Raw genomic sequence first — 13,306 nt, 5'->3', positions numbered from 1 at the left:
ATTAATAATGATAAAAAATATTCGAGTTCTCTTAGTTGATGACCACATGTTAGTTTTGGATGGACTGCAAGCTCGTTTGGAACTAGAGGGCAATATCGACATTATTGCAACGGCATCTAATGGCTTGGATGCGTTAGAAAAAGCCAAAGAAGCCCAGCCAGATCTGGTTCTGATGGATGTTTCTATGCCGATATTAAATGGACTAGAAGCCACTAAACGGTTTAAAGCAGAGCAGCCCAATGTCAAAATTTTGATGCTTAGTATGCATAATGACAAAGAGTATATCTTGTCATTAATTCAGTCAGGTGCGAATGGCTATGTTTTAAAAGATGTGTCATCAGAAGAGTTAGTCCAAGCCATTAATACCGTGTGCCAAGGTGGCACGTATTTTAGCTCAGGAGCGTCTGATTCGCTGTTTTCATTGGCGGCTTCTCCTAAACAGTCTGATGACTTAACTAAACGAGAAGTGGCTGTGTTGAAAGCGCTAGCGGCAGGATTATCTAATAAAGAAATTGGTCAATCCTTGAATATCAGTGTGAGAACTGTCGAAACACATCGACAGAATATTAAAAACAAGTTGGATATTCATACATCTGCAGGCTTGATAAAATACGCTTTAGCCAATCAGTTAATTGAATAACCAGAGGAATAAGGCAATGGATTTTCGTAAGTATCATGCGCTAGGTAATGTGTATTTAGTCGTATCGCCAGATGAGTTTCCTGATGAGCCTGCCGCCTTGATCATTAAAAACATTTGCCACAAACATTATGGCGTGGCGTCAGATGGTGTGTTGATTGGTCCATTTTCTTCTAATGTCGCAGACTTTGGTTTACGTATATTTAATCCCGATGCCAGCGAAGCGGAGAAAAGCGGTAACGGCTTGCGGATATTTTGTCGTTCTCTATGGGATCAAGGTTTGGTGAAAGATAAACCTTTTACCATTGAAACCAAAGGTGGTGTGGTCAAAGCACAAGTGTCTGACAATGGACTGCGAGTGGATGTGGAAATGGGTAAGGTGTCTTTTCTTAGCCAAGACATTCCAGTTTGGGGTGAACCTCGCGAAGTCTTGTTAGAAAATCTTAATGTAATGAGCCTGAATCATATTTACAGCGCGGTCACTATTGGCAATCCTCATTGCGTGATTTTGGTCGAGTCGCCAACCGAAATCATGGCAAAAGAATTTGGCCCCTTGATTGAAACACATCCCAACTTTCCTAATCGAACCAATGTGCAATTTATGCAAGTCATTGATCGTAATCATATTGTAATCGAAATCTGGGAGCGAGGAGCAGGTTATACCTTGGCATCTGGCAGTAGCAGTTGCGCCGCTGCCGCAGTGGCGTATAAGTTAGGTTTATGTGACTCGTCTATCAAGGTGATGATGCCGGGCGGCCAGATCGATATTGAAATTAACGATGATTTTCGTGTCAGCATGAGCGGCGGTGTCACAGCCATCTGTCATGGCAGTATTTCCACAGAATGCCTGTCTCAGCTGTTCCACTAGAATCTAAGCCATTAGATTGAGAGCCTTTCACGTCATAACAGAGTAGAGTGGGGGCTTGCGGCAAGACCTGTCGCGGGCTTTTTAGCCTTTTGAGCATATGGAGTCCACTATGCGCGTTCTACTTTTTCCTGCCAGTGTGTTGTATATGCTGCTGTCATCTCTTTTTTCCCCTCTTTATGCGGCGGATGATTGGTATCGCCCACCGGTTTCTGTGACTTGGCAGTGGCAGCTTGATGGCGTTGTTAATGAAGATTACGACGTGGATTTATACGACATCGATTTATTTGATTCTTCTGTTGAGCTGATCCAACGTCTACAAGCATCCGGTAAAAAAGTCATTTGTTATTTTTCAGCGGGTTCATACGAAGATTGGCGGCCTGACGCAGCCGATTTTGCTGCCAAAGATTTGGGTAAAACCTTGAGTGGTTGGGACAATGAGCGCTGGTTAGAGATTCGTTCTAGCCAAGTGCGTGATGTCATGATTCGTCGTCTTGATCTAGCCGTCTCAAAAGGATGTGATGGTGTAGAGCCAGATAACGTCGACAGTTACCGAACTAATACCGGTTTTTCATTCCGAGCCAATGACCAATTAGATTACAATCGCTTTTTAGCCGCGCAAGCCCACGCTAGAGGTTTGGCAATTGGTCTGAAAAATGATCCTGATCAGGCTCGGGCGTTGAGTAGTGATTTTGATTTTGCAATCACAGAGCAATGCTTTGAATTTTCCGAATGCCGTTCTTATTCAAGTTTTATTAAAGCTGGTAAGCCTGTATTGAATGCGGAATATCGTCGAATTTATGTGGATGATGAAGCACAACGAAGCGCTATGTGTAAGCAGTCGTTGACCTTAGAATTTAGTACTTTAGTTTTGCCTGTCACTTTAGATGACAAGTTTCGCCTAAGTTGTTTACCATAAACTACCTGATTGAATAGGACGACAAGATGACACCTTCTACCCATCCTCTTTTTTGGCGAGATCAGGCTTTGCCTTATGTGGAGCTTCGCCAAGTATTGGATGGTAGAAACGTGAGCTACGCACCGCATTCCCATCAAGAATGGTCGATTGGTGCCATTCTAAAAGGTCAGAGTGAATTCCTCTGTGCGGACCGTTTACACGCTGTTGAACATGGTGCTTTGGTGATGATGAACCCTAATGTCGTTCATGCTTGTAATCCTCGTCAAGATTCTCCATGGGCTTATTACATGATGCATTTAGACAAGGATTGGTTAGCGTCCTTATTGTTCGCCCATGGCACTAGAGAAACTAAGATCTGGCAAGATACCTTGGGTGATACTTTAATGTCAGTTCAGGCTTATCAGGCATTTGTAGAAGTATGTGAGTGTTTAATGTCGGGTGTTCTTTCGTCTTTAGAAAAAGGCCAAAGGCTAGAAGCGATGCTGGTGGATTTGTTCACTCAATTAGACGCTAATAACACCGAATCCTCCACTGCGTTGCCTACGAATAACTTGTATCAAGTGGCGGATTATTTGCACCAATACTGTTTGCACGATACCTCGATTGAGCAAATCAGTACTGAATTTGGTTTCAGTACTGGCTATTTAGTACGTGCGTTTAAGCGCCACTTTAATATGACGCCACACGCATATCGTTTGAATCGTCGTGTTCAACTTGGTCAGCAAGCGTTGAAACATGGTCAAGCCATTGCAGACGTTGCTCAGACTATTGGCTTTAGTGATCAAGCACATTTCCAGCGCGTGTTTAAGCAGCGAGTAGCAGCAACACCAGACCAGTATCGGCGCTCGGTTTCTTCTTAAATTCTAAGACCCTAGTTATAAGGATGATAACTACAAATGATGTTTCTGGTTGAGTTTGGACCTAGGATCATAGGCTATGGAACGATATTGTTGGCTTTGGTTGTTAGTTATCGCATGCGAGCGTGGGATCACTTTTTTCTCAGAGTATTTGCCGTCGCAGCATGTATATATATTGTCTCGGTTTTTCTCACGTTTTTATACGACGGAATGTTGGATGTTCTTGCATCTACCTATGACCTTAATTCAAATGGCATGTTCGAGAAAAATGAATATACGCATGAATTAAACGTAATCACCCAGAAAATTGTTCAAGACACGGGTAGAACGTTTTACCCAATTTCTGGAATATTTATATCTCTTTTTCTAAGCATTGTTTTTTTGTCTATTTTTTCAGCGTATCGATATGTGAAATCGCTCATAATGAAGGGGGCCAATCCATAATAGATCCATTCAGGTGGTTAGTTTTGTCTATCAGACAAGGATTAGCATACAACTTGCTGCCAGTAATATCGCCAAGGTTTTATTCATCAAGCGCATCTTGGCAGGGCTTTGAAAATATTGCCCGAGTATTTTTCCTATCCACACCCAAATACCTAAAGACAGCCAACAAATTGGTAAATATAAGCTCGCAAAAATCATCACTTCTATCGCTTCCGCATTGGGAATATAGGCCGCAATACCAGACAACGATGCCAGCCAAGCTTTTGGATTGAGCCATTGCATAATGGCACCCGTCATAAAGGTTGGCGCGTTATTGTGCTTATCCGAATTTAGCTCGCCATTGTCGGTGAATAACTGATAGCTCAAGTACAGTAGAAAAGCGATGCCTAACCATTGCAGCACTTGAGTGATCCAGCTTAATTGGTCAATTAAGTAATGCAGTCCAAAGCCAATCAGTAAAAACAGCACAATAAAGCCGAGCGTCGCTCCAGTCACAAAAATAAGCCCAGTTTTGATTCCATAACGAGCGCTGCCACTTAGCGAGACAAGGTTCACCGGCCCGGGAGACAAAGACGCCGCCAAGGCAAACAAAGACATAGAAATGATTAACGAGAGAGTCATCAGGTGTTCCTAAAAAAATAATCAACAGGCACTCACTATCGTTTTTTAGGAACCTTGCGTATTGAACAAAATTGACCTTTTAAGGAATGTTTACCGTCTGCATATTTTTAGAGGGAGGAGCGGAGTATGATTTTGCTAAATCATTTATCTAAACAGGAGTCTTTATGATTCGTCATGTGTTGTTTATTCAATATAAAGCGCAAGCCAGCGAAGCGGATATTGCCACGTCTTTGACCAATTTTGAGACGATTAAAAGTAAAATTGATGGCATTGAGTCGGTTGAGTGGGGACTAAACAATAGTCCAGAAGGGCGCAATAAAGAGTATACCCATTGTGTGTTTATGACCTTTGTGGACGAAGCCGCGCGTGATGCCTACATTCCTCACCCAGAACACGAAGTATTAAAAGCACAACTAGGGCCGATTTTAGAAGACATTATCGTTTTCGATTACGCCTTATAGCATCTTGTTAATAATATTTAGTCACTTTTTAGTCATGCAAAATAGAAAACCCGCCTCAAGTTTCCTTGAGGCGGGTTTTTTGTGCTTATGGTGATTGGCGCTTATTTAGCCAATTGAGCCAATAGTTTTTCAGCTACTAATTCCGAGCTGGCAGGGTTTTGACCTGTGATCATCAAACCGTCTTGAACTGCAAATGGTGTCCAGTCCGCCGTGTTTTTGTAATCTGCACCGCGTTTTTTCATTTCATCTTCTAGCAAGAAAGGCACAACTTCTGTCAATTGCACAGCCGCTTCTTCGCTGTTAGTGAAGCCTGTCACGGTTTTACCCTTGATGAAGTACTCTCCGTCTGCGTCTTTGATGTTCAAGAACGCGCTTGGTGCGTGGCAAACAGAAGAGATTGGCTTATTCGCTGCGATGAAGCTTTCGATCAAGGCAATAGATTCTTCGTTTTCAGTCAAATCCCAAAGTGGGCCGTGGCCGCCTGGGTAGAAGATGGCATCGAAGTCATCTTGTTTCACATCGCTAAGCTTTTGCGTGTTAGCAATAACATCTTGTGCTGCTTGATCTTTGTAGAAGCGTTCAGTTGCTTCGGTTTGCGCATCTGGCGCAGTGCTATTTGGATCGATTGGTGCTTGGCCACCTTTTGGTGTAACGACAGTTACTTTTGCGCCAGCATCAAGGAAAGCATAATAAGGTGCGGCGAATTCTTCTACCCAAAAACCTGTTTTGTGACCTGTATCGCCCAAATCTGAATGTGATGTTAGAACGACTAGAATTTTTTTGCTGCTCATAAGACTGTTCATAAGTGAATCCTAAATGTTTGAATGAGTTGTTTTATTAACTTGTGACTAGTCTATCTAATTAATCTAATGAGCATAATGGGGTGAATTTTGACTTCATTAGTCAAATAATTGATACAATAAAAATCTATTCTTATTTATCTTTAGAAAAGAGTCGTCACTATGGAAGTCTCCTTTGAGCAGTTAAAAAGTATGGTGGTGTTTGCCCAAGTGGTGGAGCAAGGCAGTTTGACCGCGGCAGCTAAATTCATGGGGATTTCCCGAGGCGTGGTGAGTTATCACCTGAAAAAATTAGAAGAGCAGCTTGGGGTAAAACTACTGAATCGTACTACTCGATCTTTGTCATTGACCGAAACGGGCGAAGCTTATTATCAGCGTTGCCGAGCCATTGCTTTTCAAGCTCATGAAGCGAACCTACAAATAGAAAAAGCCAAGCAAGAGCCAGAAGGGAAATTGAAGATCTCTTGTCCGGTGAATTTGGGCTTGCAGGTGATTGTGCCGGCGCTGAATGAATTTCGACGACTCTATCCTTTAATCGAACTGAATGTTTCCCTAAGTGATGAAGTGGTCAATATCATCAAAGACGGTGTTGATCTCGCGATTCGTGGTGCTCCCTTATTAGACTCTGGGTTGCAAGCCAGTAAGTTAAAGACCTTTGAGACGTGCTTGTGCGGTTCGCCAGAATATTTTCGTCGTCGCGGCAGGCCGACTAAGCCCGAAGAACTTTATGACCATGATTGGGTGGTGTATACGCCCGCAGCAAATACGGTACATCTTAGCCAAGGCGATAAGTCGTTTAGTTTGTCTGTTCATGGTGGCGTTAGTACCAACAACGCAGCAGCGAGGACGGTCTTTTTAGAGGGCGGTAATGGCATAGGACGAATTCCTATGTACGACGCGCTACCGCGTATCGCCAATGGCAGTCTAGAAAGAATTTTGCCGGATTATAAATGCACAGGAATTGATGTTTACGCCGTCTTTCCGCCAGGAACAGCGGAGTCTAAAAAGTTACGCTTATTGCTGGATTTTCTAAAAGCATCCTTTGCTCGGTTTTGATGCGCGATGTTTTTCTGTAACAAACCTTAGTTAGCTTTGTTATTTCCTGTGACGTTTATTATGGAATTGTGCGAATCGAGGATCTTCTGTTTTTTATGAATTATCATATAGATAGATGGAATTATTTTAGTGTAAGTAAGGGATCGTTTTTTTTTGAATGACAGGAGCCAATTGTGCTCATTAAACATAAATTAATTTTAAATACCGTATTATTGGTTGTGGCGCTCGTTGCCATGTTAGGGCTTTTTTATAGTACGCAGAGCAATCTAGAAAAGCTGAACTATGCCAAGAATCTTGTAGTACACCAACAAGTTAATATGCTTACCTTGCGCCGTAATGAGAAAGATTTTCTTGCTCGTCTCGACCTTTCTTATGAAACAAAATTCAACGAGACAATGACTTCTCTTTTTGCTGATCAAACATTACTTGAAAACGTGATGAGTGACTTTGCCATCGATACTGATACTTTGCTGGAGCTCACCGACGATTTTAAAGAATATCAGACAGATTTTACCTCTGTTGTAACGGCATCTAAAGTATTGGGCCTAACACCAGAGACAGGATTACAGGGGGAGCTTCGTGGAGCGGTTCATAATATTGAGAGTGAATTATCTGCTCTGAACCAAGATGCGTTACTTGTGACTATGTTGCAGCTTCGTCGACATGAAAAAGACTTTATGCTGCGCAGTAATCCTAAATATATTGCCTCTTTTAATAAAACCTTAGACCAGTTAGAAAGCAACTTACGCAGTGCTTCATTGCCAGCGGATAAGGTTCAGCTATTAGTGTCTCTTTCTGATCAATATCGAAAAGGTTTTAACCAATATGCGGATGGAAAAAAAGCCTTAGGTTTGAGCAGTAAGGAAGGAAAACTACTGGCCATGCGTGAGTCTATCCATAAAACTGAAACCGCGCTCGATTCATTAGAAGCTCAGCTAACGTCGGTTATTCAAGCTAAAACATCTTTCGCCATGATGATGACAACTATTCTTTGTGGCGTCATCATTGTTGTTGGAGTATTTGTGGCGTGGATTATTAATCGTACGATCAATTCGGCATTGAATACTATCCAAACGACGATGCGAGACATTCAAACGACTCACAATATAGGTTTACGCGTCGATTTGCCGGCGAAAGATGAGATTGGTTTTGTTGCTTCCAGTATTAACGACATGTTGACGGATTTTAGTCGTGTCATTGCGAATGCAAATCTTACTGTACAAGAGATGAATACCACCACAATGCAGTTGTCACAGAACGCAGCAAGAACCTCAGACGATGCACAGAAACAGCGAGCAGAGACAGATATGGTTGCTGTATCGGTCACCGAAATGGTGGGCACAGTGGAAGATATTTCCCGTAGCATGGAAATGGCTGCGGCGAAGGCTCATTCAACGCAAGAAAATGCACGACAAGGGCAGTCTAAAGTGAACTCTGCGATTGATCGTATTCGTCAGCTTTCAGACAGACTTGAAGGCTCTGTCGAAACCGTCAGTGCATTAGCAAAAGAAAGCGAAAGCATTGGAACTGTTTTGAACGTTATCCAAGGTATTGCCGAACAGACTAACTTGCTAGCGCTTAATGCCGCTATTGAAGCCGCAAGAGCAGGTGAGCAAGGCCGAGGCTTTGCTGTTGTTGCCGATGAAGTACGTGCCTTGGCAAGTCGAACTCATTCCGCGACGGAAGAGATTTCTGACATTATTGTTACCTTGCAAGAACGCACCAAAGGTATTGTAGCTCTGATGGAAAATTGCCGTCAGGATGGTGCGTTAAGTCGCGATGAAGCGGCGACGACCGGAACCGTACTTGAGCAGATTATTCTTGATGTAGAAGAAATTTCAGATATGGCGGGTTCTGTATCAACCGCGATTGAACAGCAGACTATCGCTGCAAACGAAATTAGTAAGAACGTCGACACAATACGTGAAATCACCGAAGACACGTCAGAATCTGTGGCGTTGAACTCTAAGGCGAGCCAGGCTATTGCAGATCAGGCTGAATCGTTAAACCGTAGCATTTCGATTTTTAAAGTGTGATATAGGTTGCGATAGAAATAGCCAAAAAAATAACTAGAAGACTTAGATTAAAGTCCTTAGGTTAAGGAACTTAGAGATAGATGAAGCCAAACATTCAACTAAAAGAGCTTGGTTAGAATGTTTGGCTGATTGCATGTTAAATCGAGAATCTCTGTACGCTGATTATTAGGCTTTGCGCAATATCCTTAAGGTGATGGGCGGCAGTAGAAACCTCATTGACCGCTTCACTATTTGATTTATTAAGCTGAGCACTTTCCTCGACACTTTGTGCCACTTCGTTACTCGCTTTGCTCTGTTCTGCTAGTATCATTGTTATTTGGTCTAGCGAGTCTAGAACTTGTCTCGTGCCATTTTCTATTTCACGCATGGCAATGCCAGTTGCATCGACACCGTCTATGACGGGCTGCATTTGGCTTGCGCTACTTTCCATAACGCCAATCGCAATTTTGGTATCTCTTTGGATCATGTTGATAGTGTCAGAAATCTCTGCGGTGGATTTGCCGGTTTTTTCAGCAAGCGTTCGCACCTCATCTGCAACGACTGCGAAACCTCGTCCTGTTTCTCCAGCTCTTGCTGCTTCTATGGCAGCATTTAATGCTAGTAAATTGGTTTGATCTGCTATTTCTTGGATGACTCCAATGACACTGTAGATTTTTTCCGATTGAGATCCCAGTTTATGCATGGACTGAGTGGCTTCTTGAATGGATTGAGCAATGTTTTTGATGTCGGTGATGTTTTTTTGCATCTGTTTAGCACCACTTGATGAAGCATCACGAGCATTACTCGATAACTGATGAGCTTCATCTGCGCTGCCTGATACTTGGCTGATACCGTAAGTGAGCTCTTCTACTGACGCGGCAATAGTAGCTGAAGTATCACTTTGTAGAGTGCTGCTAACCGCAACCTGATGGGATGAGGCCGCTAATTGTTGAGATGAGCTGACAAGGGAGTGACTAGCATCTCGGATTTGTTCTATGACGCCCCTGAGGGCTATTTGCATGGTGTGCATTTGAGCGAGCAAGCTAGTTTTATCGTCTGATTTTAGAGTGATTGCAGTGGTCAGGTTACCTTCTGAAATACTTTTAACAATGCCTGCAGCATAGGCCGGATCACCACCAAGCTGGCTCATTACATTACGATTAATCCAAAGTGCCATTACAATAATCAGTAAAACGATGGTAAAGCAAATGACTAGTGATTGGCTTAACGCGCTTTGGCTTGTCTCATCAAGAAAGCCTATTTGCTCTGTAATTAAGGTGCCGTATTCTTTTTCGGATGTTTCTACAAGTGTATCCATGGCTGCTAAAGCTGGGCGATCAATTCCTTTCACCATTAAGTCTATTTTTTGACCAGAATTACTATCTTTTGTATCGAATTTATCTAATGCCGATTGATATCTATCACTCAGTTGATTGTGAAGTAATGCCAGTTCATCGATCTTTTCTGATCCTATATTAAGTTCCTTCATTAATGCTTTGGCCTCAACCAGATCTTCATGAACTGCTTCACGATGTTGTTTGAATTCTGCGTTATATTTCGTATAGTTTTGCGGGTCGTTTCCTCTAATTAAGGCATCTTTAAAGGCTTTTACTTGCAAAAGTAAGTTCATTTTTGCATTTTCAATCGCAAGCAAGTTATTGCTTTTAAGCTGAATAGTCTCAAGGTTGTTGTGGGTGGTTTTACCACTAGAGGAAATAGTTAATACTCCGTTTATTCCTATCGAGGCAGCTCCAAGGATAGCAATAATAGCAAAAAGCCAAAGTCGGTTAGCGGTCGTTAGATTTGTGCGCATGGAGTTACATCCTTATGTTTGAGTTGTGTTCTTATTATGTCGATGCAAAATAAAAGTGTAGTTCAGGGATTTTTGTTTGTTTTGTTATTTGCTTTGAGTAATGTGCTTTGTCGTAAATAGATATTTTTATTTATAGGATGAAGGCAGCATTAAGTCGAAGAAGCAGATAGAGTACGTATACCAAGTGACTAATTTATAATTCATGCTTTTGTGCGTGTTATACAGAGGGAATGTTATGTTATATCGATTGTTGTTGTGTTTGCTTCTTGGAAGCTTTGTATCGGTTTCTATGGCCGCCAATAATGTTTCTGAAGACCAGCAGAAGCTAACTCAAACTGTCTTTGAGTTAGAGCGAAGCGTGGCTATTTTGCAATTGTCCACTGCGTCTTTAGGTGATTACCAATCGCTTGCTACAAAAATGGCCCACGTTAAATCATTAGAATATCGCGTGAATTTTCTTGGCAACCTAACCTTTCTGTTATGCATGGCGTTAGTGGTTTTCTTTTTTAAATTGCGCAATCAGCAAAAGCGATTGTTAGCGCTTGAAAGTCGAGAAGATGAAAAAAACAGTGAGCAGCAAAAGAAAGACATCTAAATACAAATACTAAAATCAAAGGGAAGGGTAATGTCTAAATCGATTGTTTTGGTGATCATTGATATGCAGCAAGGCATGTCTTGGCCACAAGCTGGTGAACGTAATAATCCAAATGCTGAGCAAGAAATTGCTGAGTTATTAGCGCATTGGCGAGCCAGTCATGCACCGATTGTTCATGTACGTCATTTGTCGACAGAGCCCGAATCTTTGTTTTGGCCAGAGCAAGAGGGTGTGTTGTTTCAAGACGCCTTTCAGCCATTAGCCGATGAAAAAGTCATTGAAAAATCGGTTCCAGACGCTTTTACCTATTCTGATTTGAATGTTTGGCTACGGGAACAAGATGCGCAAGCCTTGGTCGTCGTTGGCGTCAGCACGAATAATTCTGTGGAATCAACCGTGAGAAGTGCTGGTAATTTAGGCTTTAAGACCTACGTGGTTAGCAGTGCTTGTTTTGCTTTTGAAAAAGACGATTTCTTTGGTCAGTCGCGCAGTGCCGATGAAGTACATGCTATGTCACTTGCCAATCTACATGGCGAATACGCTACCGTAATAAGCCAAGATGAAGCGTTTGCTCTGCTTTCTTGAATTAAGCAGATAATTAAAGGCGTTGTTGTAAAAAAGAACGCGATAGTGTCGATTGAAGGGGATTTAAGTTGATTAATTCCGTTTCAATCGAAAAAATCGCGAGCAATGGGAGTAACGCGTTAAGCAGGATTAAAACGCGCTTGAAAGGCACTTAATCGTGTTTCAAGATCCGCCAGTTGTTCATCTTTTACCTGAGAAACACAAGCGCGTGCGCCTTCTACTCTTTCTGAACCTGTATTTATCAATGATATGGCGCTAATTCCATGGTACAGCAGGGCTTCCAGTAAGCTATCACTATCCATTCCTGGATAAGAGAAAGTAAAATAGAAACCATCGCTCAGGGCCTTGCCGTTATCTTCGGCATACACTATTTCAAAACCATGGTCGATGAATAGCTTTTTCATGATGGCTGCGCGTTTCTCATAAACCTTAGTTAGGTTTAAAAAAGGCAATTCCCCATCATTGGCGGCTTTCAACATGGCGGCTAAACCATATTGTGCCGAATGCGTAACGCCAGCGGATAATCCTCCCATAGCACCGAAGGTGATGGCTTTGCCGAACTGTGTGTGCCCAAAATTAGTTTTTAAGGTTGCAAACTCTTGTTGGTAAAGCGCATCTGAAATGACCAAACTTGCCACTCGTTGACCTGCATAGCTAAACACTTTAGAGCTTGAAATCAATAAAATGTATCGATCGGTATAATGCGCAACACTAGGCTGATAAGGAGCTTGGCCGGGTGTTGCATAGTCTTCGCGGTAATCCATACCAAAATAGGCTAGGTCTTCAATGACAATGACATCGTAGCGTCTAGCTACATCGGCAATGATCTGTAACTCTTCTTCGTTGAAACAAATCCAGGCAGGATTATTTGGATTTGAATACAGTAAAGTGGCGTATTTTCCTGAGGACAGATGTTTTTCGAGCTCTGGTTTCAGTGCTACGCCACGATGATTGTACACATCAAAGCTGCCCCAAGATTGACCTATCATATCGAGCTGACGTTTTTGATTTGGAAAGCCTGGGTCAATAAATAATGTAGCGCCTTGCTCTTTCGTGCGGTTGCCGACTAAAAAAGCCGCCAAGGCTCCTTGAGCTGAACCGACTGTTGGAAAGCAACCTGTTGGGCTGACGTTGATATTCATAAACAAAGAACAGAAACGGCTGATTTCCTGTTTCAGCTGAGGAATACCTTCTAGCATTGGGTATTTAGAAGCTACGCCTTGATGCAGCGCTGCGATCTCTGCTTCTATGCCGACACTGGGTGCAGGCAGGCCAGGAACCCCCATTTCCATGCGGATGAATTGCTCACCTGTTGCGGATTCAATACGATTAACCAGCGCAACAAGCTCACGGATAGAGGCTCGTGCCAAAGAGGGAATTCCGGCTTCTTTTAACGTGTGAGTTACCTTGTCAAAATCAATTGGTGTTGCTGTATCTGTAAAGGATAGGGTCATTATTCTGCTCGGCTTTTAAAGGAGGTGAACTTCTCTAGTGAGAATATGTTACCTCATAAAAAACTGAGTTTTTGGACATTCAATGCGAGGAATTTTCGTCTAGTCATTTCAAAAAATAATGCGAGTTTTACGACTTTTTCTTGTGAAGAGTGATGTTAATCGCCAATGGAATGAATTTTATCGG

General features: G+C 42.4%; 13 protein-coding genes. 9 read left to right on the top strand and 4 right to left on the bottom strand.

Going from position 1 to position 13,306, the window contains the following annotated elements:
• Positions 1–7: 7 nt before the first annotated feature.
• From CCS02_RS09915 to CCS02_RS09900, 4 genes are all read left to right on the top strand, one after another.
• Positions 8–640, top strand: coding sequence for a response regulator transcription factor (locus CCS02_RS09915; protein ID WP_100186576.1), 633 nt, complete (start codon positions 8–10; stop codon positions 638–640).
• Between the two features lie 16 nt (positions 641–656).
• Positions 657–1,505 (top strand): diaminopimelate epimerase, encoded by an 849-nt coding sequence (gene dapF, locus CCS02_RS09910; RefSeq protein ID WP_100636454.1) that lies wholly within the window; start codon positions 657–659, stop codon positions 1,503–1,505.
• A gap of 109 nt (positions 1,506–1,614) precedes the next feature.
• Positions 1,615–2,421 (top strand): endo alpha-1,4 polygalactosaminidase, encoded by an 807-nt coding sequence (locus CCS02_RS09905; protein ID WP_100636453.1) that lies wholly within the window; start codon positions 1,615–1,617, stop codon positions 2,419–2,421.
• A gap of 26 nt (positions 2,422–2,447) precedes the next feature.
• Positions 2,448–3,281: an AraC family transcriptional regulator gene (locus tag CCS02_RS09900; protein WP_100636452.1), complete on the top strand. Its 834-nt coding sequence runs from the start codon at positions 2,448–2,450 to the stop codon at positions 3,279–3,281.
• A gap of 471 nt (positions 3,282–3,752) precedes the next feature.
• Here CCS02_RS09900 and CCS02_RS09890 read toward each other — a convergent pair whose 3' ends face one another.
• Entirely contained in the window at positions 3,753–4,343 is a 591-nt protein-coding gene (locus tag CCS02_RS09890) for a LysE family translocator (RefSeq protein ID WP_100636450.1), read from the bottom strand.
• A gap of 164 nt (positions 4,344–4,507) precedes the next feature.
• On the opposite strand from CCS02_RS09890, the gene CCS02_RS09885 reads away from it, so the two are divergent.
• On the top strand, positions 4,508–4,804 hold the full coding sequence (locus CCS02_RS09885; protein WP_100636449.1) for a Dabb family protein: 297 nt from the start codon (positions 4,508–4,510) through the stop codon (positions 4,802–4,804).
• 101 nt (positions 4,805–4,905) lie between these two features.
• On the opposite strand, the gene CCS02_RS09880 is transcribed toward CCS02_RS09885, so the two are convergent.
• Positions 4,906–5,607 (bottom strand): type 1 glutamine amidotransferase domain-containing protein, encoded by a 702-nt coding sequence (locus CCS02_RS09880; protein WP_232728853.1) that lies wholly within the window; start codon positions 5,605–5,607, stop codon positions 4,906–4,908.
• A 159-nt stretch (positions 5,608–5,766) separates the two neighbouring features.
• Here CCS02_RS09880 and CCS02_RS09875 point away from each other — a divergent pair, with 159 nt between their 5' ends.
• Complete coding sequence (locus tag CCS02_RS09875) at positions 5,767–6,660, top strand: LysR family transcriptional regulator (RefSeq protein WP_100636448.1); 894 nt, start codon at positions 5,767–5,769, stop codon at positions 6,658–6,660.
• A 173-nt stretch (positions 6,661–6,833) separates the two neighbouring features.
• Entirely contained in the window at positions 6,834–8,696 is a 1,863-nt protein-coding gene (locus CCS02_RS09870; protein WP_100636447.1) for a methyl-accepting chemotaxis protein, read from the top strand.
• Positions 8,697–8,832: 136 nt separating this feature from the next.
• On the opposite strand, the gene CCS02_RS09865 is transcribed toward CCS02_RS09870, so the two are convergent.
• Positions 8,833–10,488 (bottom strand): methyl-accepting chemotaxis protein, encoded by a 1,656-nt coding sequence (locus CCS02_RS09865; protein WP_100636446.1) that lies wholly within the window; start codon positions 10,486–10,488, stop codon positions 8,833–8,835.
• A gap of 235 nt (positions 10,489–10,723) precedes the next feature.
• Between CCS02_RS09865 and CCS02_RS09860 the strand changes: the two genes are divergently transcribed.
• Positions 10,724–11,083 carry a hypothetical protein gene (locus CCS02_RS09860; protein ID WP_100186585.1) on the top strand — a complete coding sequence of 120 codons (360 nt, stop codon included), beginning with the start codon at positions 10,724–10,726 and terminating at the stop codon, positions 11,081–11,083.
• A gap of 30 nt (positions 11,084–11,113) precedes the next feature.
• A complete protein-coding gene (locus CCS02_RS09855; RefSeq protein WP_100186586.1) occupies positions 11,114–11,668 on the top strand; it encodes a cysteine hydrolase family protein in 555 nt (184 codons plus the stop codon).
• A gap of 119 nt (positions 11,669–11,787) precedes the next feature.
• Here CCS02_RS09855 and CCS02_RS09850 read toward each other — a convergent pair whose 3' ends face one another.
• Positions 11,788–13,122 carry a pyridoxal phosphate-dependent aminotransferase gene (locus tag CCS02_RS09850; RefSeq protein WP_100636445.1) on the bottom strand — a complete coding sequence of 445 codons (1,335 nt, stop codon included), beginning with the start codon at positions 13,120–13,122 and terminating at the stop codon, positions 11,788–11,790.
• Positions 13,123–13,306: the final 184 nt, after the last annotated feature.

The sequence above is a fragment of the Marinomonas sp. ef1 genome (assembly GCF_002806845.1).
Classification (GTDB): Bacteria; Pseudomonadota; Gammaproteobacteria; order Pseudomonadales; family Marinomonadaceae; genus Marinomonas; species Marinomonas polaris.
Note: the sequence above shows the minus strand (reverse complement) of the source record. Positions and strands in the feature narration are given on the sequence as shown.

Bases quoted from the DNA above. Each gene is read 5' to 3' on its own strand.
- CCS02_RS09880 (WP_232728853.1), bottom strand. From the start codon at position 5,607: ATGAACAGTCTTATGAGCAGCAAAAAAATTCTAGTCGTTCTAACATCA.
- CCS02_RS09905 (WP_100636453.1), top strand. From the start codon at position 1,615: ATGCGCGTTCTACTTTTTCCTGCCAGTGTGTTGTATATGCTGCTGTCA.
- CCS02_RS09890 (WP_100636450.1), bottom strand. From the start codon at position 4,343: ATGACTCTCTCGTTAATCATTTCTATGTCTTTGTTTGCCTTGGCGGCG.
- CCS02_RS09885 (WP_100636449.1), top strand. From the start codon at position 4,508: ATGATTCGTCATGTGTTGTTTATTCAATATAAAGCGCAAGCCAGCGAA.
- CCS02_RS09855 (WP_100186586.1), top strand. From the start codon at position 11,114: ATGTCTAAATCGATTGTTTTGGTGATCATTGATATGCAGCAAGGCATG.
- CCS02_RS09875 (WP_100636448.1), top strand. From the start codon at position 5,767: ATGGAAGTCTCCTTTGAGCAGTTAAAAAGTATGGTGGTGTTTGCCCAA.
- CCS02_RS09865 (WP_100636446.1), bottom strand. From the start codon at position 10,488: ATGCGCACAAATCTAACGACCGCTAACCGACTTTGGCTTTTTGCTATT.
- CCS02_RS09850 (WP_100636445.1), bottom strand. From the start codon at position 13,122: ATGACCCTATCCTTTACAGATACAGCAACACCAATTGATTTTGACAAG.
- CCS02_RS09860 (WP_100186585.1), top strand. From the start codon at position 10,724: ATGTTATATCGATTGTTGTTGTGTTTGCTTCTTGGAAGCTTTGTATCG.
- CCS02_RS09915 (WP_100186576.1), top strand. From the start codon at position 8: ATGATAAAAAATATTCGAGTTCTCTTAGTTGATGACCACATGTTAGTT.
- CCS02_RS09900 (WP_100636452.1), top strand. From the start codon at position 2,448: ATGACACCTTCTACCCATCCTCTTTTTTGGCGAGATCAGGCTTTGCCT.
- dapF (WP_100636454.1), top strand. From the start codon at position 657: ATGGATTTTCGTAAGTATCATGCGCTAGGTAATGTGTATTTAGTCGTA.